The 20786-nt window shown below is 67.6% G+C and carries 15 protein-coding genes and 1 pseudogene; 4 read left to right on the plus strand and 12 right to left on the minus strand.

What is annotated here, in order from left to right; translation table 11 throughout:
* Positions 1–20: 20 nt before the first annotated feature.
* The 9 genes and pseudogenes from ACFJGT_RS01865 to ACFJGT_RS01905 all read right to left on the minus strand — a co-directional run bounded on the left by ACFJGT_RS01865 (position 21) and on the right by ACFJGT_RS01905 (position 11219).
* A complete protein-coding gene (locus ACFJGT_RS01865) occupies positions 21–749 on the minus strand; it encodes an SDR family oxidoreductase (protein WP_377845284.1) in 729 nt (242 codons plus the stop codon).
* A pseudogene (locus tag ACFJGT_RS01870) lies at positions 746–2399 on the minus strand (FGGY-family carbohydrate kinase). Before ACFJGT_RS01870 ends, ACFJGT_RS01865 begins: the two are co-directional and overlap by 4 nt.
* 1 nt (position 2400) lies before the next feature.
* Positions 2401–3339, minus strand: coding sequence for an ABC transporter permease subunit (locus tag ACFJGT_RS01875; RefSeq protein ID WP_377845286.1), 939 nt, complete (start codon positions 3337–3339; stop codon positions 2401–2403).
* A 79-nt stretch (positions 3340–3418) separates the two neighbouring features.
* Complete coding sequence (locus ACFJGT_RS01880) at positions 3419–4513, minus strand: LacI family DNA-binding transcriptional regulator (RefSeq protein WP_377845289.1); 1095 nt, start codon at positions 4511–4513, stop codon at positions 3419–3421.
* Positions 4514–4715: 202 nt separating this feature from the next.
* Entirely contained in the window at positions 4716–6131 is a 1416-nt protein-coding gene (locus ACFJGT_RS01885; RefSeq protein ID WP_377845291.1) for an amidase, read from the minus strand.
* Positions 6132–6186: 55 nt separating this feature from the next.
* Positions 6187–7815 carry an ABC transporter ATP-binding protein gene (locus ACFJGT_RS01890; protein WP_377845293.1) on the minus strand — a complete coding sequence of 543 codons (1629 nt, stop codon included), beginning with the start codon at positions 7813–7815 and terminating at the stop codon, positions 6187–6189.
* Positions 7812–8618, minus strand: a complete 807-nt coding sequence (locus tag ACFJGT_RS01895; protein ID WP_377848897.1) for an ABC transporter permease — start codon at positions 8616–8618, stop codon at positions 7812–7814. Before ACFJGT_RS01895 ends, ACFJGT_RS01890 begins: the two co-directional genes overlap by 4 nt.
* A 29-nt stretch (positions 8619–8647) precedes the next feature.
* Positions 8648–9622, minus strand: a complete 975-nt coding sequence (locus tag ACFJGT_RS01900; protein ID WP_377845295.1) for an ABC transporter permease — start codon at positions 9620–9622, stop codon at positions 8648–8650.
* A gap of 1 nt (position 9623) precedes the next feature.
* A complete protein-coding gene (locus ACFJGT_RS01905) occupies positions 9624–11219 on the minus strand; it encodes an ABC transporter substrate-binding protein (protein ID WP_377845297.1) in 1596 nt (531 codons plus the stop codon).
* A gap of 194 nt (positions 11220–11413) precedes the next feature.
* On the opposite strand from ACFJGT_RS01905, the gene ACFJGT_RS01910 reads away from it, so the two are divergent.
* Positions 11414–13387, plus strand: a complete 1974-nt coding sequence (locus ACFJGT_RS01910; protein WP_377845300.1) for a pyridoxamine 5'-phosphate oxidase family protein — start codon at positions 11414–11416, stop codon at positions 13385–13387.
* A gap of 15 nt (positions 13388–13402) precedes the next feature.
* On the opposite strand, the gene ACFJGT_RS01915 is transcribed toward ACFJGT_RS01910, so the two are convergent.
* The 3 genes from ACFJGT_RS01915 to ACFJGT_RS01925 form a co-directional block, all read right to left on the minus strand.
* A complete protein-coding gene (locus tag ACFJGT_RS01915; RefSeq protein WP_377845302.1) occupies positions 13403–14290 on the minus strand; it encodes an AraC family transcriptional regulator in 888 nt (295 codons plus the stop codon).
* A gap of 21 nt (positions 14291–14311) precedes the next feature.
* Positions 14312–15586, minus strand: a complete 1275-nt coding sequence (locus ACFJGT_RS01920; protein WP_377845304.1) for a hydroxymethylglutaryl-CoA reductase, degradative — start codon at positions 15584–15586, stop codon at positions 14312–14314.
* 115 nt (positions 15587–15701) lie between these two features.
* Positions 15702–17648: a helix-turn-helix domain-containing protein gene (locus ACFJGT_RS01925; protein WP_377845306.1), complete on the minus strand. Its 1947-nt coding sequence runs from the start codon at positions 17646–17648 to the stop codon at positions 15702–15704.
* 169 nt (positions 17649–17817) lie between these two features.
* Between ACFJGT_RS01925 and ACFJGT_RS01930 the strand changes: the two genes are divergently transcribed.
* Genes ACFJGT_RS01930 through ACFJGT_RS01940 form a run of 3 tightly spaced genes read left to right on the plus strand, consistent with a single transcriptional unit; the run spans position 17818 to position 20738 of the window.
* On the plus strand, positions 17818–18717 hold the full coding sequence (locus ACFJGT_RS01930) for a hydroxymethylglutaryl-CoA lyase (RefSeq protein ID WP_377845308.1): 900 nt from the start codon (positions 17818–17820) through the stop codon (positions 18715–18717).
* Positions 18718–18772: 55 nt separating this feature from the next.
* Positions 18773–19981, plus strand: a complete 1209-nt coding sequence (locus tag ACFJGT_RS01935; RefSeq protein ID WP_377845311.1) for a CaiB/BaiF CoA transferase family protein — start codon at positions 18773–18775, stop codon at positions 19979–19981.
* A gap of 1 nt (position 19982) precedes the next feature.
* Positions 19983–20738 (plus strand): enoyl-CoA hydratase/isomerase family protein, encoded by a 756-nt coding sequence (locus ACFJGT_RS01940; protein WP_377845313.1) that lies wholly within the window; start codon positions 19983–19985, stop codon positions 20736–20738.
* Positions 20739–20786: the final 48 nt, after the last annotated feature.

The raw sequence follows: 20786 nt of genomic DNA on the forward strand, positions 1-20786 counted from the left end.
CGGTCGAAGACCGTTGCCGGCTAGAGATCCGTGCTTTGCGGCAGGATCACGAGGTCGCGGATCGTGACGTTGCGCGGGCGACTCAGCATGAAATGCACCGCTTCCGCCACCTCTTCAGGCTCGATCAAGCCGCCGCGGGCGCGTTCGGCATCGAGTTTTTCCTTTGGCCAGTCGGCGATCAGCGCTGTCACCACCGGGCCGGGCAGGACGGCGCCGACACGCAGGCCATGCGGAATGACCTGGCGGCGCAGCGTATGCACGAAGGCCTGCACCGCGTGTTTCGAGGCGGTGTAGACCGGTTCCCAGACCACCGGGACGACGCCGGCGACCGAGCTGGTCACGAGGATGTCGCCGGTCTTGCGGGCGATCATATGCGGCAGCACGGCGTGGATACTGCGGAAGACAGCGTTGACGTTGAGATTGAGCATGCGGTCCCAGGCATCGGGATCACCTTCGCTGACCGGTCCCCCGACATAGGCGCCGGCATTGGCATGGAAGATGTCGAGCGGCCCAGCCTTGTCGAGGATCGCAGGCAGCATGCCGGCGACGGAGGCAGGGTCGGTGAGGTCGACGACGAGCGGAATGGCATGGGGGCCGAGAGGCGCGCAGACCTTCGCGAGAGCCTCACTGTCACGGTCGATGAGGACGACGCGCAATCCGGCGGCGAGCAGGCGTTGCGCGCAGGCAAGGCCAATCCCCGAGGCTGCACCGGTGATCGCGGCGGTTTTTCCGGTCAGGTCTTGGGTCACGTCGAGGTCTCCGATCCGGGAATGCGCGCGGGTCGCATGAACTCCCGCGCCCGGCGTGCAGCCGTCTGCAATATTTCGAAAGAAGCGAGGCGCCGGGCGTGCAGCGCGGCGATTTCGCCGCTGGCCGGTGTGAAGATGGCGGCGCCCGGTGCCATCCCGGTCATGGCCTCGCCAAGGCCGGGAAATGCCTTCGCGGCCGTAGCCGCGAGCATGGCGGAGCCCAGCAGGACGGGGTCGACATCATCCGGCGCCAACAGCGGCAGCCCGGCGCAATCCGCCAGCAATTGCCGGATCAGGGGCTGGCGTCCCGCGCCGCCGCTGAGCACGATCGCCTCGATCATCGCGCCCTTGGCCCGGCTGGCCTCGATGATCTGGCGCAGGCCGTAGCCGATGCCGGTGAGGCCGGCGACATAGAGCGCGACGAGATGGTCGAGGTCGCGCTCCCTCCCCCAGCCCCGCGATTACAGCGCGGGCCTGCGGGTCGGCATGAGGCGAGCGGTTGCCGAGGAAATCCGGCACGACGATGATCTCGGCGGCGAGGCGGGCTGCCTCCGAAGGCGAGGCGGCATGCCGAGCCGCCTGTGCCGCGAGCCAGTCCGGTAGCGAAAGGCCCTCGGCTTCGGCAAGGCGCTGCGCCTCCGGCGCCGCGGGATGAAAGCCGATGAGCTGCTCGATGGCCGCGCCTGCGCCGGATTGTCCGCCTTCGCTGAGCCAGAGGCCCGGCGCCATCGCCGAGAAATAGGGTCCCCAGATGCCGGGGATGAAGATCGGCTCTGCGCTGCTCGCCATGGTGCAGGCCGAGGTGCCGAAGACATAGGCCATGCGGGTCAGCGCCGTGCCGTGTGGCGAGCGCACGCCGACCGAGCCGACGCCGCCGGCATGGGCATCGATCAGCGCCGCGGCGACCGCGGTGCCCGGCTTCAGACCGAGCTCGGCGGCGGCCTGTTCCTTCAGGCCTTGTGCGAGAGCCGTGCCGCCCGGAACGATCTCGGTGCCGATGCGGGTAAAACCTTCCTCGGCGAGATCGCTTAGCCCAATCTGGTGGAAATAGCTTGGGTCCCAGCGCTCTTCATGGGCGAGATAGGTCCATTTGCAGGTGACCGTGCAGATCGAGCGCGCCAGCGAGCCGGTCGCGCGCCAGGTCAGGAAATCCGGCAGGTCGAAGAATTGCCAGGCGGCGTGGTAGGTCGTCGGCAGGTTCTCCCGCAGCCAGAGCAGCTTGGGCGTTTCCATCTCCGGCGAGATCGTGCCGCCGACATAGGCGAGGACCGGATGGCGCGTCGCATTGATCCGCTCGGCCTGCTCGATGGCGCGGTGATCCATCCAAACGATGATGTCGCGGGTGGCATCACCATGTGGCCCGACGGGGAGGGGCTTGCCGCCCGACCCGAGCACGACCAGCGAGCAGGTCGCGTCGAAGCCGATGCCGGCGATGTCGTCCGGCGCGAGCCCGGCTTCCGCCATCGCTTCGCGCACACTGGCGCAGACCGCCTGCCAGATATCCGCGCTCGATTGCTCGGCGATATCGGGCCCGTCACGATAGAGCGCAATGTCGCGCTTCGCCGTCGCGAGCATGCGCCCTTGCTCGTCGAAGATGCCGGCCCGGGCGCTGCCGGTGCCGACATCGATTCCGATGAAATGCCCGGGCATATCAGGCGGCGGCGCGGTTCGGCGGCCCGGCGCGCGTGCCGTCGGGGTTGCGTAGATAGACGCCACGCTCAAGCTGCTGACGGCGCAGTTCTCCGACATCGATATCGCCCTTGGTGGAGGTGAAGGTCGTCTTCTTCGCCTGCTCGATCAGCTCTTCCAGAGTCGTCGGCGGGGCGGAGATACCGGCCTCCTCCAGCAGCGCTTCGTTGTAGGACAGCCCATGCGTCGCATGGCGTACCGGGATGCCGATCAGCTTGCCGTCGACCGTCATGCCCTGCACGAGGCCTGACGCGATGTCGCCGAAATCCTCGATCGCGTCCTTGTCCTGATAGGGCGTCACCTGCCGGAGAGCCTGGCAGCGCGTTGCGCCGTCGATCCGGGATGCTTCGTAAAGCTCGGCGGGCATCGCGAGGCGTGCCGCGTAGACGATCACGAAGGTAAAGGGCAGGTGCAGCCAGATCGTCAAAAGGCCGATCAGGACCATCGCGTGCGAGGGCTCGAAGGACCAGTCGAGTGAGGGCAGGCCGAGTGCGTGCAGGGCGAGCGTGATCGGCCCGGCATCGGGATCGAACAGGAAGCGCCACATCACCACGGCGGTGACCTCGCTGACCGCATAGGGCGCGAGCACGGCGACGAGCAGGAAACGCCGGAAGGGCAGGCCGCTGGCAAAGAGCAGGGCCATGCCAAGGCCGACGGCGAGTTCCAGATGGACGGCGACGACGACGAGGACGACGGTGTTCCAGAGAGCGCTGTGGAAGGCGGGATCGGTCAGGACGCGCCAGTAGTTCTGCAGGCCGACGAAGCGCGGCGCCTGGCCGAAGCTCGACGTGTTCAGGCTCAGCCAGACGACATAGAGCGACGGCAGCACGATCACGCTCAGGATGAGCAGATGCACCGGCGCAAGCAGCGGCAAGAGTGGTGCCGTTCGTTGAAGCTGCACGCGTTTCCTCCAGGGCTTCCTTGCTCCGGGCTCTGTCGGCCCGGTGGCTCGGACGCAGGGCGCCCGTCGTCGGTCTTCGTCAGTGCACCGCCTTGGCGGTGCCGCTCGGTCTCTCCGGATTCGGAAGCGGATCGGGATCGCGGCTGCCGCCGCGTTCAGCGGTGGCGGCGAGATCCCTCACGGAATCGCGGGCCTGCAGGCTGGTCTGCAGGACGGAATGCGTCGGCGGCGCCATGTTGCCGGCCATGCGGGCGCGCAAGCGGCTCCAGGCGGCTTCCGCGATTTCGGCAATCGGCTGACGGATCGCGGTGACACCAGTCTTGCGGGCGCTCATCCAGGGATAATCGTCGAAGCCGACGACCGAGACCGGGTCAGGAATGTCCATGCGCATTCGGGCCAGCGCCGAAAGCGTGCTCAGCGTCGTGACGTTGGTGAGCGCGATCACCGCGCTCGGCTGTGGATGGCGTTCGAGCCAGTGCAGAAAGGCTGCGGCGCCGCGATCGGCATTGGAGCCGAGCTCGATCACGGTCGGCTCGCGGCCGAGTGTGCTGCGGATCAACTCGCAGGCGCCGCGGACGCGCTCGCGGATCGGCGAGATGGCGAGGCTGGAGGCGGCGACGAGGATGTCGCGATGCCCCTTGGCGAGGAGGTGCCGGGCCGCGATCTCGCCGGCCTCGCGGTTGTCGATCGCGACGGTATCGACGAGCGAGCCCTCGGGCGGCACGCGGTCGGCGAACACGATCGGCAACCGCCCGATCTTGTTGCGCAAGGCGTCCGGAACCGCATCGGAACAGGGCACGGCGATCAGCCCGGATGGGCGCCAGGCCAGCAAGGTCCGCAGGCGCGACTGTTCCAGTCCGAGATCGTCACGGGAGCTGGCGACGAGGATATCGTAGCCGTCCTTCTGCGCGAGGACTTCGAGCTGCGAGACCAGGGAGGTGAAGAAGACGTCGTCGAGATCGGGCACGAGGACGCCGACGACGCGGGCCTGGCCCGAGCGCAGTTGCGATGCCGCGCGGTCGACCTGATAGGTCAGCTCGTCGGCGGCCTTGAGCACGCGGGCCCGCAGATCGGCATTCACCGGCTTGTTGCCGCTGAACACGTTCGAGACCGTCGCGATCGAGGCGCCCGCGCGGGCGGCGACATCCCGGATCGTGACGCGGCCATTGTCCATCGGAAAGCCTGTTAAACGTTTTACAGAAAAACGTTTAACAGGGGGCGAGCGCGCAAGACAAGCGCGCTTCGAGTCAATGTCGCTCGTTCACTATGGCGGCGGCTAGAGCCCGTTACTGGTCCTTAGCCGCCCTTGAGACGTCCGCCTCGGAGCAGATCAACTTTCGATCCCGTCTGCTGGCCGAGGCCGGTCAAGGTATCGCTCAATCCCTTGCCGGATCGATCGGCGCGATCCGGCCAATGCCGCGCTCCAGCACAGCGCCAGCCTCCAACAGAAGCCGATCGCCGAAGCGTGGAGCGAGCAGTTGCACGCCCATGGGCTTGCCCGGCACGGTGCCGACCGGCACGGATAGTCCAGGCAAACCGATCGTCGGCGTGCCCATATAGGGCGCGGTGACGGCGTAGAACCAGTCGGTGTCCATCTTGCCGGAGACGTCGAGATCGTCCTCCATCGGCTTCACCCAGCTCACGGCGGTGAGGATCAGCGGCCAGTCCTCCATGAAGAGCTGCCATTTGCGGGCGAGCCGGGCGCGCTGCGCCAGCCCCTCCAGCAGGCCGTCGCGCGTATCGACGACCGGCACGCCTTCGAGCTGGATCTCCAGCATCCTCTTCATCTTCCAGTCGCCATGGGCTTCCATGAGCTGGCCGAGCCCCCCGCGCATCTCGTTGCCCAGGATGAGGCGCCAATGCTCCACCAGCTCGCGGAAGGAAGGCGCCTCGACCTCGGCCACCTCGTAACCTGCATCGGCCAGAATGGCGGCCGCCTGGCGGATGGCGGCCGTCACCTCGGGATCGACCGGGCTCTCCTGCGTCTCCGCGACGACTGCGACCTTGCGGGGCCTGTGGGTGAGCGTGCTGAAGATGTCGCCGGCCGGGATCTGCCAGATGTCGTTGGGGTCGCGCCGGCTGAGCACCTGCATGGCCAGCCGGATATCCTCGATCGAGCGGGCGAGCGCGCCCTGCACCGCCATCAACTGCGAGACGATCTTGCGCTCGGGCATGGACAGGCTGGTGCCGGGAATGAGCCCCGCCGTCGGTCGCAGGCCGTAGACGCCGCAGCAATAGGCGGGATGCCGGACGGAGCCGCCGATATCGTTTCCATGGGCGATCGCGCCGATGCCGGCGGCCGCAGCGGCCCCGGCGCCGCCCGACGACCCGCCGCAGGTCACCGCACGGTCATGTGGGTTGAGCGTCGCGCCATGCAGGTCGTTGCTGGTGAAGGCGCGCATCGAATAGCACGGCGTGTTGGTGCGGCCGATGATCGGCGTGGCGCCGGCCCGCAGCGCGGAAACCGTGGAGGAATCCTGTTCCGCCTTGTGGTCCTTGTTGGCGACGACGCCGTTGGTCGTGGCGCGGCCCTTGTAATCGACATTGACCTTGATCGTGACGGGCACGCCATGGAGCGGGCCGGCCGGACCATCGCGACGCAGCGCCTCGTCGGCGGCCCGCGCTTCGGCGAGCGCGGCCTCGGGCAAGGCGTCGACGACGGCATTGATCGCGGGGTTAGCCTGTTCGAGCCGCGCCAGGGCGCTCTGCGTCGCCTCGACCGAGCTGATCCGCCCCGCCGAAATCGCCGCCGCCAGCTCGGCGGCCGTCCATTGCCAAAGTTCGCTGCTCACGGTCTCTCACCTTGTCGCTCGTATCCGACGAATCTCTGTGGGCCTCTCGCGAGGATCACGCCAGCGCCTCCTGCGCGGCGCGGGCGGCGAAGAAGGCCCGTCCCGGCACGGCTTCGAGGAGCCGCTTCGTATAGTCGCTATGCGGGTGCTCGAAGAGCTCCGCCGTCGGGCGGTCCTCCTCGACCTGGCCCTGCCGCATCACCAGGATCCGGTCGGCGATCTCGCGGGCGACGCGCAGGTCGTGGGTGATGAAGACCATGGCCAGCTTCATCTCGGCCTTCAGCCCGTTCAACAGGTCGAGGACCTGCGCCTGGATCGAGACGTCGAGCGCCGAGACCGCCTCGTCGGCGATCAGGATCTCGGGCTGGAGGGCGAGCGCCCGTGCGATGCAGATGCGCTGGCGCTGCCCGCCGGAGAACTCATGCGGGAAGCGGTCCAATGCCTTGCGGCTGAGGCCCACGCGGTCCAGCCACTCTCCAGCCAGCCTGTGTGCCTCGGCACGGCTGGCGCCGAAGGCCATGGGACCGCGACAGATGCTCTCGCCGACCTTGAGGCGGGGATCGAGCGAGGAATAGGGGTCCTGGAAGATGATCTGGGCCTTGCGCCGGAAATTTCGCAGCGCCGCGCCGTTCATGGCGCGGACGGAGGTCCCGTGCCAGAGGATCTCGCCGGAATCCGCCTCGATCAGCCTGAGCAGGATGCGCGCCAGGGTGGATTTGCCGGAGCCGCTTTCGCCCACGACCGCGAGCGTGTCTCCCGCCGCCAGGCGGCAATTGACGTCGCGTGCCGCGACCACCTCGCGCGGTTTCGCGAACAGCCCCTGCCGTGTGACGAAGCGCTTCTGGAGATCGCGGATCTCGAGGATGGGCGGTGCCGGCTCGGCCGCCTTGCGGAAGGCCCCGCGGCCGGGGACCGCGTCGCGCAGCATCCGCGTATAGTCCTGCGTCGGATTGAGCAGTACGGCATCGGCGCTGCCGGCCTCGACGATCTTGCCCTGCTGGAGCACGACGACCTTGTCGGCGATATCCGCGACGACGCCGATATCATGGGTGATGAACAGCACGCCCATATCGTGGGTCTTCTGCAGATCCTTGATCAGGTCGAGGATCTGGCGCTGCGTCGTGACGTCGAGCGCTGTGGTGGGTTCGTCCGCGATCAGGAGCTTCGGGTTGTTGGAGAGCGCCATGGCGATCATCACGCGCTGGCGCTGCCCGCCCGAGAGCTGGAAGGGATAGGCCTTCATCAGGCGCGGCGGATCGGGCAGGCCCACCTGAGCAAACAGCTCCTCGACCTTGGCGGTCACCGCTGCCTCCGCGAGGGAGGGTCGGTGGGTGCGGATGGCTTCGGCGACCTGCTCGCCGACGCGCTTCAGCGGATTGAGCGCCGTCAGCGGCTCCTGGAAGATCATCGCGATGCGGTCGCCACGCACCGCGCGCTTCTGCGCCGGCGGCAACCCGGCGAGGTCGCTGCCCTCGAACATCAGCGCGCCGCCGTCGATCCCGATGCCCGGTGGCAGCAGGCCCAGGATGGCATGGGCGATCATCGACTTGCCGGAGCCGGATTCGCCGACCAGGCAGACGATCTCGTTCCCGGATATGTCGAAGGAGACGTTCGAAACCGCATGGGCGCGATCGCCTCCGGCCGGCAGGGCGATAGAGAGGTTCTCGACCGAGAGCAGCGTCATGAGCGCGCGATCCGCGGGTTGAGGGCATCGTTCAGGGCTTCTCCGATCAGGTTGATGGCGACGGCGGTCAGCAGGATCGCCAGCCCCGGAAACAGGCTTGCCCACCACGCCTGGCGGATGACGGTGCGGCCGGCGCCGATCATGTAGCCCCAGGACATGTAGTTGGGGTCGCCCAGCCCCATGAAGCTCAATGCCGCCTCGATCAGGATCGCCGACGCCACCGCCATCGAGCCGGTGACGATGATCGGCGAGATGGCATTGGGGATGATGTGGCGAAGCAGCACGGAAACGGCGCTCTGGCCCTGGCAACGCGCCGCCTGGACGAATTCGCGCGCCGCGATGCTCTTCACCTGGATTCGGGTGAGGCGGGCCAGCGGCGGCCAGCTCACCAGCCCGATGGCAAGGATGATGGTGCCGATCGACGGGGTGAGAATGGCGACCAGCAGGATCGCCAGCACGAAATTGGGGATGGTCTGGAAGATCTCGATGAAGCGCACGATCAGATGGTCGACGGTCTCGCCGGCGACGCCGGCGATGGCGCCGAGCGTCACGCCGAGCAGCAATGCGGCGAGCGTCGAGACGATGCCGATCATCAACGAGACGCGGGCGCCGTGCATGATGCCCGCCGCGATGTCGCGCCCCATCGTATCTGTACCGAGCACGGCGCCGTCGGTTCCCGGCGGGCGCAGCGGCGCGCCCGCCATGTCCCAGGGCGATGCCGGATAGACGAGCGGCGCTAGCACCGCTGCCAGAATGACGACGGCGAGAATGGCCAGCCCGAGCAGGCCGGCGGGATGGCGCAGAAAAGGTCTTGAGGCTGTCGTTCATCGTCTCATCTGACTGCGAGGCGGGGGTCGACCAGCCGATGGATCAGGTCGGTCAGCAGGTTCACGAAGATCACCAGCACCGACATCACCAGGAACAGGCCGAGCAGGACCGGGTAGTCGCGGCTGGTCACGGCATCGAAGGTCAGTCGTCCGAGCCCGGGCCAGGAGAACACCGTCTCCACCACCACGGCGCCGCCGATCATGGCGCCGACCTGGATGCCGGCGAAGGTGATGACCGGCAGCGAGGCGTTGCGCAGCATGTGGCCGCGCAGGACCGCGCCTTCCTTCAGCCCCTTGGCGCGGGCGGTCTTGATATAGTCCTCGGCGGCGACCTCGATGACGGAGGCGCGCATCAGCCGGGCATAGATCGCCATGTAGATGGCGCCGAGCGTAATGGCCGGCAGCAGCAGATGCTTCGCCACGTCGAGCGCATAGCCCACCCGGCTCAGCTCCCCCGCGCGCATGTCGACATAGCCGAAGGCCGGCAGCCATTCGAGCTGGATCGAGAACAGCAGCACCAGCATCAGCCCGAGCCAGAACACCGGCGTGGCGTAGAGCACGAGCGCCAGCAGCGAGATGGCAAGGTCGGACCATTTGCCGTGCCGGATGCCGGCGAGCGCGCCGAGGATGACGCCGCCGCCGAGCGAGAGCAGGAAGGCCGAAAGCGTCAGCAGCAGCGTCGGCCCCAGCCTTTCGCCGATAAGCTCCTGCACCGGCCGTCGCAGGCGATAGGAATAGCCCAGATCCAGCGACGCCACCTTGCCGAGATAGGCGCCGAGCTGGGCGATGTAGGGCTTGTCCAGCCCGTATTCGGCCCGCACCTGGCGCAGGAAGACTTCGTCGGTGGCGCCCGACTGGCCGGCGATCACGGCCGCCGGATCACCCGGCGCCGCCCGCACGAGAACGAAGTTGATCGTCGCGATGACGAAGATCGTGACGATGATCCCGGCCAGTCGGGAGAGGACGCTGCGCAAGCTCATCTCAAGCCCAGCGCGCCCGCCCGAAGGTTCCGTTCACGCCGATCGCGCTGTCGATCAGGTTCTGCAGCCGCGCGTCATGGATGGTCGGGAACTGCTGTTCGGTCATCCACAGCACCGGCAGATCGTCGACCAGGATCTTCTGCGCCTTGCTGTAGAGCTCGGCCCGCTCCTTATCCGAGGTCAGCACCGCGGCGCGGTCGAAGAGGTCGTCGACCTCCTTGTTCGAGTAACCCTGGGTGTTGGTGAACATCACGCCCTTGCGGATGTTCGAGCTGATATAGCTGCGGGCGACGCCGAGCGCGGGATCGCCGTTCTGGTAGAGCATGTTCGAGGTGGTCTCGTAGTCCCAGTTCGAGACCTTCTCGGCGAAGCCGCCCGCATCGGTGGTGTCGAGCGTGACCTCGATCCCGCCTGCCTTCATCGCCTGACGGAAGTACTCGCCAAGCCTTGTCCAGAACTCGCCGAAGGGCACGACGAGGAAGCGGATGCGGGCGCGCACGCCGTTGGCATCCGGCTTGAGGCCCATCTCGTCGAGCAGCTTTGTCGCAGCCGCCACGTCGGTCTTGTAGCTCGTGACGTTGGGATCATAGAACTTCGTGGTCGAGGCGATGGGCCCCGTGGCGGGGCGGCCGAGCCCGAAATTGATCCGCTGCACAATGAAGTTCGGATCGAGCAGATGGCGCACCGCCTTGCGGAAGCGCAGGTCGTCGAAGGGCTTGCGGCGCAGGTTCAGTTCGTACCAGAGCACGGGGCTGAAGAATTCATAGCCCTTGGTGGTGAGCTTCAACTGCGGCATCGCGGCGAGGCGCGGCACGTCGAAGGGCTCGATATCGGCGAATTGCGAGAGCTGGGCCTGGCCGCTTTCCATGGCGACGGAGCGGGAGGCGCCGTCCGGGATCACGCGGTAGAAGATCTCCGTCAGGACGGGCTCGCCCTTGCGATAGTAATCCGGGTTGGCGACCAGGTGGATATGGCTGCCGCGGCGCCACTCCTTGAGCTTGAAGGGGCCGGTGCCGATCGGCGTGTCGTTGGCGGGGTTCTTGCGGTAGTCGGTGCCCTCGTAGATGTGCTTCGGCGCGATCGGGGCCGAGCTGGTCTCGAAGGCGAGCAGGAAGGGGCCGAAAGGTGCCTTCAACTTGAACACGACCGTATGGTCGTCGGGCGCGGTGATGCTCTCGCAACGCTCGAAGACGCCGCGCGCACGGGGGTGCACCTCCTTCAGCATGACGTTGCAGGAGAACACCACGTCCGCGGAGGTGAAGGGCTTGCCGTCATGCCATTTGGCGTTCTTTGCCAGATGGAAGGTGTATGTCAGGCCGTCCTCGGAGATCTCCCAGCGCTCGGCCAGTTGCGGGCGCGGCTTCAGTTCGAAATCGTAGTCGAGCAGGCTCTCATAGATCTTGCCGCCGATCGTCCCGACCGGGATCTGCTGGTTGAGCGGTAGGGTCAGCACCGGCGGCTCGGGATTGATGATCGCGGTCAGCCCGCCGGACTTGCCCTGGGCGTAGGCGACGCCGTCCCGAAACAGGCCCGAGCTGGACAGGCCGAGACCCGCGCCGGCGCCGAGCAGCATCTTGTTGAACTCGCGTCGCTTCATGGTGTGCCTTCCCCGTTTTTGGCGTCGCCGGCAGCTTGCGGGCTTTCGGAATGGCTTAGCGAGGGGGCGGCGATTTGGAAGGCGCGTGTCGGGTTCGCGGCGGCCTCTGTCGGGTTCCCGCTCGACAAAGTGCCTGACCGCTTCCAGCGGCGGACTAGGATGCGCACCGCAAGCAAGGAGGCCGAAGCCGGTCCATGGATGCCGCCGTCCGGGATTTCATCGAGAGCGCCACGTTGCTCTTCATCGCGTCGCGCAGCCCGGAAGGCGCTCTCGACGTCTCGCCGCGAGGCGGACAGCCCTCCGTGTTGTGGCCGGACGGTGAGGGCCGCCTGCTCCTGCCCGACTACATGGGCAATCGCCGCCTCGACACGATCGCCAATCTGCTCGGCAATCCGGACGTCGTCGTCGCCCTGCTCAGTCGAGGCTCCAGCCGCTTCCTGAAGATCCGGGCGCATGCGGAGGTTTCCACAAGGCCCGAAGATATCGCCCGCTTTCCGGCCGACCAGAACCGGCCGATGACCGTGATCGCGCTGACGCCGCACGCGATGGATTTCGTCGAGAGCCGGGCCTTCGATCGTTCCGGCTTCTGGCTCGATCCCAGCGCGCGCAAGGCGCCGCTGGACATGATGGGCTACTACCACTCCGACAAGGCGATGCACCGCGAAACCGGCCGCGAGTCGATCCAGCGGCCGGGGGTGGAGGAGGCGCGGCTCGCCGCCGCCGGCATGCGCGAAATCTACGGCACGCCGAGCGAAGTGGTGCGAACCAAGGTCTATGATTCGATCGGATCAGGCGGACTCGCCTTCATCGATGAGGCGAGTTTCATCGTGCTCGCCACCGATAGGCCTGATGGCGGCATCGATCTGGATCTCCACGGCGATGGCGCGTTGGCGCTCGACATCACCGCCAACCGTCAACGTTTTAGGCTGCGCATGGCGGCCGAGCGTGCAGGCCTCGGCGGTTCGGGCGAATGCGCGTTGCTGGCGGCCGTTCCGGGGCGTTGCGAAGCACTGAGGATGAACGGCCCGTTCCGCTCCGGCGATGGCGAGGCGGGCGCGCGACTGGCGGTCGACATCGCACCCGACGAGATCTTCTTCCACTGCTCTGCGGCGTTGACGCGGTCCGAGATCTGGGCCGAGCCGAAAGTGGCGCCCTGGACAGGCCTGCGTCGCTTCGCGATCACATCGCTGCGGCAGGAGAATCCCGAAGTCCGATCCTTCGTGCTGGAGCCGCTCGACGCGGCCGCGATCGGCGATATCCGGGCCGGGCAATATGTCACTGTCGCTTCGCCGAAGGATGAAAACCAGCCCCTGCGGCGCCGGAACTACTCGGTCTCGGGCCGGCCGGGCGACAGGGCGATCCGGATTTCCGTGCGCAAGGTCAGCGAGGACGGGCTGTCGGGCCTGCTGCATGGCCTTGCCGAGGGCGACGAGGTCCATGTCGGCGTACCCTCGGGGCGCTTCGTGCTCGATGGGGCATCGCTGCGGCCCGTCGTTCTCGTCAGTGCCGGTGTCGGCATCACGCCGCTGCTGCCGATGCTGGCGACGCTCGCGACGGACTGCATCGACCGCGACATCTGGTTTGTCCATGCGGCCCGCGACGCAAGCCATGCCCTGTTCGTCGACGAGGTACGGGATCTGGCGGAGCGTTCGGGCGGGCGGGTGCGGTTGTTATACGCCTACTCGCAGGCCGGTGAGGGCGAGCCTTGCGACCATCGCGGACGTCTGGATGCCGGGGTGCTCGATCGGCTCGTTCCGGCTGCCGAGGCGGATTTCTACATCTGCGGGCCGGACACGTTCATGAGCGGTTTGCGCGACGGCCTGATCGCGCGCGGCGCGGATCCCGAGCGCGTACGCTTCGAAGCCTTCGGCCCGACCGGCGAAGGCCTGGCAGAGAAGCTGGCCGGCCGGGCCGAGCGCAGGATCACCTTCGCGAAGTCGGGCAAGGAGTTGGTCTGGCGGCCTGCATGCGGCTCCCTCCTCGATCTCGCGCTCAGCCATCAGATCAAGGTCGATTACTCCTGCCGTGTCGGGGACTGCCAGTCCTGCGTGCAGAAGCTCGTCAGCGGTTCGGCGGACTATCCGGCAGGCGAGGCGCCGGTGCTTGCGGAAGGGCAGGTGCTGCTTTGCCAGGCCGTGCCGGACAGCGACATGGTGATCGCCTGCTGAGCGAAGCGCGCGCGTCTAATGCCCGCGATGCGCGCTCGTGGGGTTGGTGCCGACGACGCGCCGGAAGGTCGCGGCGAAAGCGCTGGGGCTGTCATAGCCCACGGACCAGGCGACCTGTTTGACCGGACACCCCTGCCTGAGCTTCGGGATGGCGGCGGCGATGCGGCAGGTCTGTCTCCAGTCGTTGAAGCTCATGCTGGTTTCGTCTCGGAACAGCCGCTCCAGCGTGCGTGCGCTGGCGCCTGCGATCTTGCCCCATTCCTCCAATGTTCGCCGATCGGCGGGCTGGTCCAGCAGCGCCTCGCAGATCAGCTTCGCGCGGCGATCTCGCGGCGAAGGCAGGCGGGGCGAGGCGATCTCGCCGTGACGCTCCGCGCGCGCGATCTCGTCGAGCGCGAGCGCGGCGAGATGGGGGTAAAGCGCCGGATCGCGATGACCGGCATGGATGTCGAAAAGGCGCTGCAGCAGATCCTGCAGAAACGGGGATGCGCTGACGACTGCCGCCTTGCCATCCAGCCTGGCCGCGAGATCCGGCCGGACGTAGAGCGAACGAAAGATCGTGTTCTCCGGCGGGCCGGCGACGCTGTGGACGACGCCGCCGGGCAGCCAGGCCGCGTGTCCTGGGTGAACCGTCCAGCGGCAATCTCCGGCGATGACGTCCAGGGCGGATGTCGTCGCGCAGACCAGTTGCGCGCGGGCGTGGCTGTGCAGCTTGCCCTGCGCGCTCGCCGGGTAATGGGCCTCATGCGCAACGACCGGGTCCTGCGAGCCGTGCCAATCGTCGAAGCTGCACGGCCGCGCACGGCCCATGGTGCAAGACGCGGAGACCTGCCGGATTTGCGCGCTCGTCGACAGCATCCTTTTCGTCTCCTCTCCGGAAGCATCACATGACGGTGCCGGCACGCTGGTCAGCGCGCCGGGCGCTTACGGGGTTGCCGCCCTCAACTCGGCCAGGATGATCTCCGCGCGGTCGAGGCGGACATGCCCGCCGGTCTTGAGCCGGGAGACGACCGCCTCGATCTCGTCGCCGATCGCGCCGGCTGCCGCCGCGACGTTGCGGGCATGCAGCGACATATGGCCTTTCTGGATGCCCTCGGCGGCCAGTGCGCGCAGGGCGCCGACATTCTGCGCCAGTCCGACCGCGACGATGACCTGCGCCAGTTCTTGCGCCGAGGTGACGCCGAGCAGCTTGACGCCGGCCCGAGCCGCCGGATGGGTCTTGGTCGCGCCGCCGACGAGACCCACCGCCATGGGCACTTCGAGCGTGCCGACGAGGTGGCCGTCCGCATTGACCTCGTAATGGGAGAGCGAGCTGTAGCGGCCGCTGGCGGCAGCATGGCAATGCGCGCCCGCCTCGACCGCGCGGGTGTCGTTGCCCGTCGCCAGCACCACGGCGGTGATGCCGTTCATGATGCCCTTGTTGTGGGTCGCGGCGCGATAGGGGTCGGCGGCGGCGAAGCGATAGGCGTCGACGATGCCGGCGACGACATCGGCGCCGCCGAGGGCGTCGCGATCGAAGACGGCGCGTACCCGCGCAAGGCGCCGGTCGGCCTTGTTCGTGAGGATGCGCAGCCGCACGCGTCCGCCCGCGATCTCCGCGATGCGCGGTGCCAGCGCCTCGGCCATGGTGTTGACGGCATTGGCGCCCATCGCGTCGCGCACGTCGACCTGGAGATGCAGGACCACATAGGTCGCGCCGTCGGCCTCGACGATGCGAACCTCGATGCCGCGCGCGCCGCCGCCGAGCTTGACCAGCAGCGGGTCCTGCTCATTGGCCAGGGCGAGAATTTCGGCCTCCGCCTCATAGAGGCGCATGCGGGCGCCGCGCGGGTCGGGGACGCCGACGACCTGCACCTGCGAGACCATGATCGGCAGGTCGGTCGAGACGTGGAAGCCGCCATGCAGGCGTGCGACCGAGGCCATGTTGCTGGCCGCGGCGACGACCGAGGGCTCCTCCGTCGCCATGGGGATCAGGTAGTCGCGCCCGCCGATGGTGAAGTTCGCGGCGATGCCGACCGGGATCGACAGCGTTCCCACCACGTTCTCGATCATGCGGTCCGCGGTCGCGAGCATGTCCGGATCGGAGGGGACGAGGCAGGCGAGATCAGTCTCGGTGAGGCCGGAGGCGCGCGTCACCTCCGCCAGGCGGTCACGCGGAGACAGCTTGTAGAAGCCGGGGAGGCGGCTGTTGACGGGCATCGGCGCTAGGCTCCGTTCTTGTACGAGTACCAGCGTTTAACGAGCCCCTTTGGCGGGCGACAATGGTTGCGATCCATACCGAGGAGGCCAGCGACGGTATGTCTCCTCCATTGTCTCAGGCGGGCAGGGTTTCGCTGAGCCTGTGCAGGCGCAGCGCCATGTGCAGCTCGAGGCTGCGGCTTGGCTCGGACCAATCGGGGCAGATCCCGCTGATCGCGTCCAGGCGCTGGCGCATGGTGTTGACGTGGATCTCCAGCATGTCGGCTGCCCGTTGCAGGCTGCGGCCGGATTCGAAGAAGGTCAGCAGCGTCGGCACCAGCTGGGCCTTGCGGCGCCTGTCGTGTTCCAGCAATGGGCCGACGGTGTGATGGATGAACTGGCGCGCGGCGTCCTCGCTCTGGCCGTCGAAAAGCAGGCCATATAGGGACAGCGCCTTTTCGGGGACGACCCGGCCGCTCTGCCCGAGGCTCCGCAGCAAGGCGAGGCTGCGGCGCAGGCGCTGATATTCCGCCGTTGCCGTCGCGATGTCCGAAACCGGCTGGGAGGCGACGATGTTGAAGTCGTGGCGGCCGGCATCCTGCAGGGCGGTGGCGATCCGGCGAGCCTGCTCCGTCCAGTCCTGGGCGGCTGTCGCCACGGCGAGGTCGCCGTTGAAGGCGGCACCGATCGTCTGGCGGCCCGAGACGGTCGCGCGCAGGGCCTGTGGGAGATGGGCGGCGAAGCCCTCCTTGCAGGAGACGAGCAGCATCGTCACCGGCCAGGACAGCGTCACGCCAGCAGGCAGGGCCTGCGAGGCCTCCGAACCAAACGGGTCCGATGTGCCCCGCAGCAGCGCGGAGATGATGTCGGCGACGTTGCGATAGGCCGTCTCGGTGACGCGTTCCATCGACAGCAGCACGATCGCCGTGACCAGTGCGGCCCGCTCCAGCGTGCGGATCTCGGGGGAGGACATCGGCCTGGTGCGGATCAGGACGACGGCGCCGAGACGGACGGCGCCGCTCGTGACCGCGGCGACTGTCACGACCCTGGCCGGCGCGACTTCGAACTGCACGGATCGGCCGAGGCGGACGCTCTCGCGGATGGCCGAGGCGATGCCGTTCTCGCGCAGGTCGTCCGGCAGCGTGCCGGCGATGGCGATCTGGCGCTCATCGAGAATCGTCGCCTCGCCACCCAGCAGGGATGCGACGCGCTGGCGCAAGTCGTCGAGCGAGCCGCCGCGGGCGATGAGTTCGGTGAGGCGCTCATGCGCGACGGCGGCGCTTTCGATGTCGTCGGCCTTGGTCCGCAGGGCGACGTTGGCGTCGCGGGCCATGCTCAGGGCGCGCTGCCCCTCTTCGAGCAGGCGGGCGTTCTCGATGGCGAGAGCGGCGAAGGTGCCGAGCGACTGCAGGATCGAAATCTCCTGCGGGTTGTAAGAGCGCTCGTAGCGATCGGCCACGAACAGAACGCCGATGATATGTGTCTCGAGTTCGAGCGGAATGCCGAGTATGGAGACGACGCCCTCGGCATGGATGGCGGAGTCGATGACCGGATCGTGGTGGAACTGCCGATCAGCCCGGTACTGGCTCGATTGGCATGGTTTGCGCGTGCGGACGACACTGCCGCAGATGCCGACATCGCGTGGCACGACGATCTTTGCGAAGGCTTCGGAGGTCACGCCTTCGGTGGCCCTGACATGCAGGGGGCTGCGGTCGTCGGGCGCGGCCGAGAGATAGGCGAGGTCGCTGCCGACTAGCTGGCGCGCGCGGCGGATGATCGCCTGCAGCACCTGGTCGGTGTCGCGCATCGCCGAGAGATCGCGCGCCGTTTCGTTGAGCGCGATGAGCTCGCGCTCGCGCTTGAGCTTGTGCTCGACATTCTCGCGCAACCGGATGGCCAGAGCCATGTCGGCCTCGACCCGGCCGCGCAGGCCCGGCTCGAGGGCGCGCGCTTCAAGGACGAGCTGCTCGAAAGCCGAGGGGTTTGCGCTCTGGTCGAGCAGTGCGAGCATGCGGGCGTAGAAACCGGCGATGGTCTCCGCCTCGGACAGCGGTTGCGTCAGTCCTTCCGCCTCCTGAATCATGCGCGGACTCCTGTTGAGCGCGATCGCGCCACGCCCCAGCAGTTATCGCAGGCAGCGCGCCGTCGTTATGTCGTAATGATACATAATTTGCGCATCAGATCGTATGAAGCATCCATTTCGTGTTTCCTGGCGCTGAGGCAAGAGTGACGGGAAACCACGGTGGAACGGCATGACAGCGGATATTCGGATCGTCGAGGTTGGGCCGCGCGACGGCTTGCAGGCCGAGGCCCGGATACTGCCGGCTTCTGTGCGTGCCGAACTGGTCGACCGGCTCGTCGCAGCAGGCCTCGTCTCGATCGAGGTCGGCAGCTTCGTGTCGCCGCGCCATGTGCCGCAGATGGCGGATACGGCGGCCGTCCTGGCGGGTGCGCGGCGCCCCGGAGGCGGACGTTTCATCGCGCTCGTGCCGAACCTGCAGGGGCTTGAAGCCGCGCTCGCGGCCGGTGCCGACGAGGTCGCCGTCTTCGCCTCGGCGAGCGAGGCCTTCTCCAGCCGCAATATCAACTGCTCGGTCGCGGAGAGTCTGGAGCGCTTCCGGCCGGTCTTCGAGCGTCTGGATGGAACGCTTCCGGTGCGTGGCTACGTCTCCTGCGCCTTCGGCTGTCCCTATGAGGGAGCGGTTCCGATGTCGGCGGTGACGCGGCTCTCGGCCCAGCTGGCGGAGATGGGCTGCTATGAGGTCTCCGTCGCCGACACGATCGGCATCGCGACCCCGCACCAGGCCCGCGCCGTCGCCGCAGCTGTCGCAGCCGAGATCGGCGCCGGCCGTGTCGCCCTGCATTTCCACGATACGCGCGGCCAGGCATTGGCGAACATCTATGCCGGGCTGGACGCGGGCATCACCAGTTTCGACGCCTCCGTCGCCGGGCTGGGCGGCTGCCCCTTCGCTGCCGGCGCCACGGGCAATGTCGCGACCGAGGATGTCGTCTACATGCTTCACGGCATGAGTCTGTCGACGGGCATCGATCTTGCGGCACTGATCGCTGCCGGCGAGTTCGTGTCCCAGCATCTCGGCCGACGCACGGGATCGCGGGTTGCGCGGGCGCAGGCAGCTCAAGCTGCCGCCTGAAAACGGAAAAGGAAACGAGATGGCGGGCGAGGTATCGCGAGGAGACGATGCGGGCATGGCGGCAAGGCCGCTGGCGGGCGTCACCGTGCTGGACATCACGCGTGTCGTTGCCGGTCCATTCTGCGCGATGCTGCTCGCTGATCTCGGTGCGAACGTCATTAAGGTCGAGCATCCCGATGATCCCGACTATGCGCGGGGCTTCCCGCCCTTCGTTGGGGGCGAGGGCGATGGGGTAGAAAGCGCCTTCTTCTCCCAGTTCAATCGCAACAAGCGCGGCATCTCGATCAACCTCAAGACGGCCGAAGGCAAGGCGCTGCTGAAGCAGCTCGTCGGCAAGGCCGATGTTCTGGTCGAGAATTTCCGGCCGGGCACGATGGAGAAGCTCGGCCTGGGCTATGACGAACTGAAGCGCCACAATCCCCGGCTGGTCTACACCGCGATCAGCGGCTTCGGCCGCTCCGGCCCGAATTCCTCCCGCCCTGCCTTCGACAATACGGGGCAGGCGGTCGGCGGATTGTGGTCGATGAACGGCTATCCGGACCGCCCACCCGTGCGCGTCGGCACCATCATCGGCGATCTCGCAGCCTCGCTCTATGCGACGATCGGGACGCTGGCCGCCCTGCGTTCCGCCGAGCGCACCGGTGAAGGGCAGGTCGTCGACGTCTCGCAGCAGGACTCGATCCTGACGCTGACCGAGAACGCCGTCGTGCGCTACACCACCAAGGGCGAGGTCGCCTCGCCGCTGGGCAACGAGCACCCCTTCGTGCGGCCCTATGGCCAGTTCGCCTGCAAGGACGGCTATGTCTTCTTCGGCGGCTACACCGACAAGTTCTGGCGCCTGACCTGCGAGATGTTCGGCGAGCCCGAACGCGCTGACGATCCTGCGATCGACACCATGGAGAAGCGCTTCGACCCCGAGATCGCCGAGCGTGTCGTGCGCCCCCTGCTGGAGGGCTGGTTCAGTGCCTATGGCAAGGCCGAGCTGGAGGCGATGGCTGGAGACAGGGTGCCGCTCAGCGCGATCCGGACCGTTCCGGAGGTCGTCGAAGACCCGCATATCGCGGCCCGCAAGATGATCGTCGAGATACCGGTCGCCGGCGAGAGCGTCCGCATGTTCGGTTCGCCGATCAAGCTCTCCGCGACCGGCGAGATTCCGCTCGGCAAGGCGCCCGCGCCGGGCGAGCATACGCGCTCGCTCCTGGCCGAGTTGCTCGGGCTCGACGACCCCGCGATCCAGCGGCTCGTCGACGGTGGAGCGATCTAGAATGGCCATCGATTTCAGGCGCGACGGCGCGGTCGCGACCATCCGCATCGCCCGTCCCGAAAAGCTGAACGCCCTTTCGCTGGCGATGTATCAGGATCTCGGCAAGGCTTTCATCGAAGCCGCCGCGGACGATGCCATCCGGTCCATCGTGCTCGCCGGGGAGGGGGAGCGCGCCTTCTGCGTCGGCGCGGATCTGACCGAATCCATTCCCGCGCTCGCGAGCGATCGGTTCGACATCAGCGAATGGGACCCCGCCCATCTCAAGAATGTGCCGCTCTACAAGCCGATCGTCTGCGCCATTCGCGGCCTGTGCATCGGTGGCGGCTTCGAGATCATGCTGGCGACAGATATCCGCATCGCGGCCGAGGATGCCGTCTTCCAGCTACCGGAGGCCGTTCACGGCTTTGTGCCGGCGGGCGGGACGCTGGTGCGCCTCATCCGCCAGATCGGGCATGCCCATGCCATGGAGATCCTGCTCACGGCGCAGCGCTTCTCCAGCTCCGAGATGCTGGCGAAGGGCGTGGTCAATCGCGTTCTGCCGGCAGCCGAGGTGGAGCCTGCCGCCATGGAACTGGCCGAGCGCATGGCTGCGCTCAGCCCGAGCGCGGTCCAGACGATCAAGCAGGCTGCGCTCACGCTCCAGGACCTGCCCTATCGGGAGGCCTTCGCCGCCGAGGCGCTGCTCGGCCAGCGCACCTTCACCGGCGAGGACGCACGACGCGGACTGGCTGCCTTCGCCACGCGCGCCAAGCGCTGAGGCGCTGTCGGCTGTCAGAAAGCCACATATCTCCGTCTCCGGAATGTC

Source organism: Allobosea sp. UC22_33 (assembly GCF_042700715.1).
In the GTDB taxonomy this organism is placed as follows: domain Bacteria; phylum Pseudomonadota; class Alphaproteobacteria; order Rhizobiales; family Beijerinckiaceae; genus Allobosea.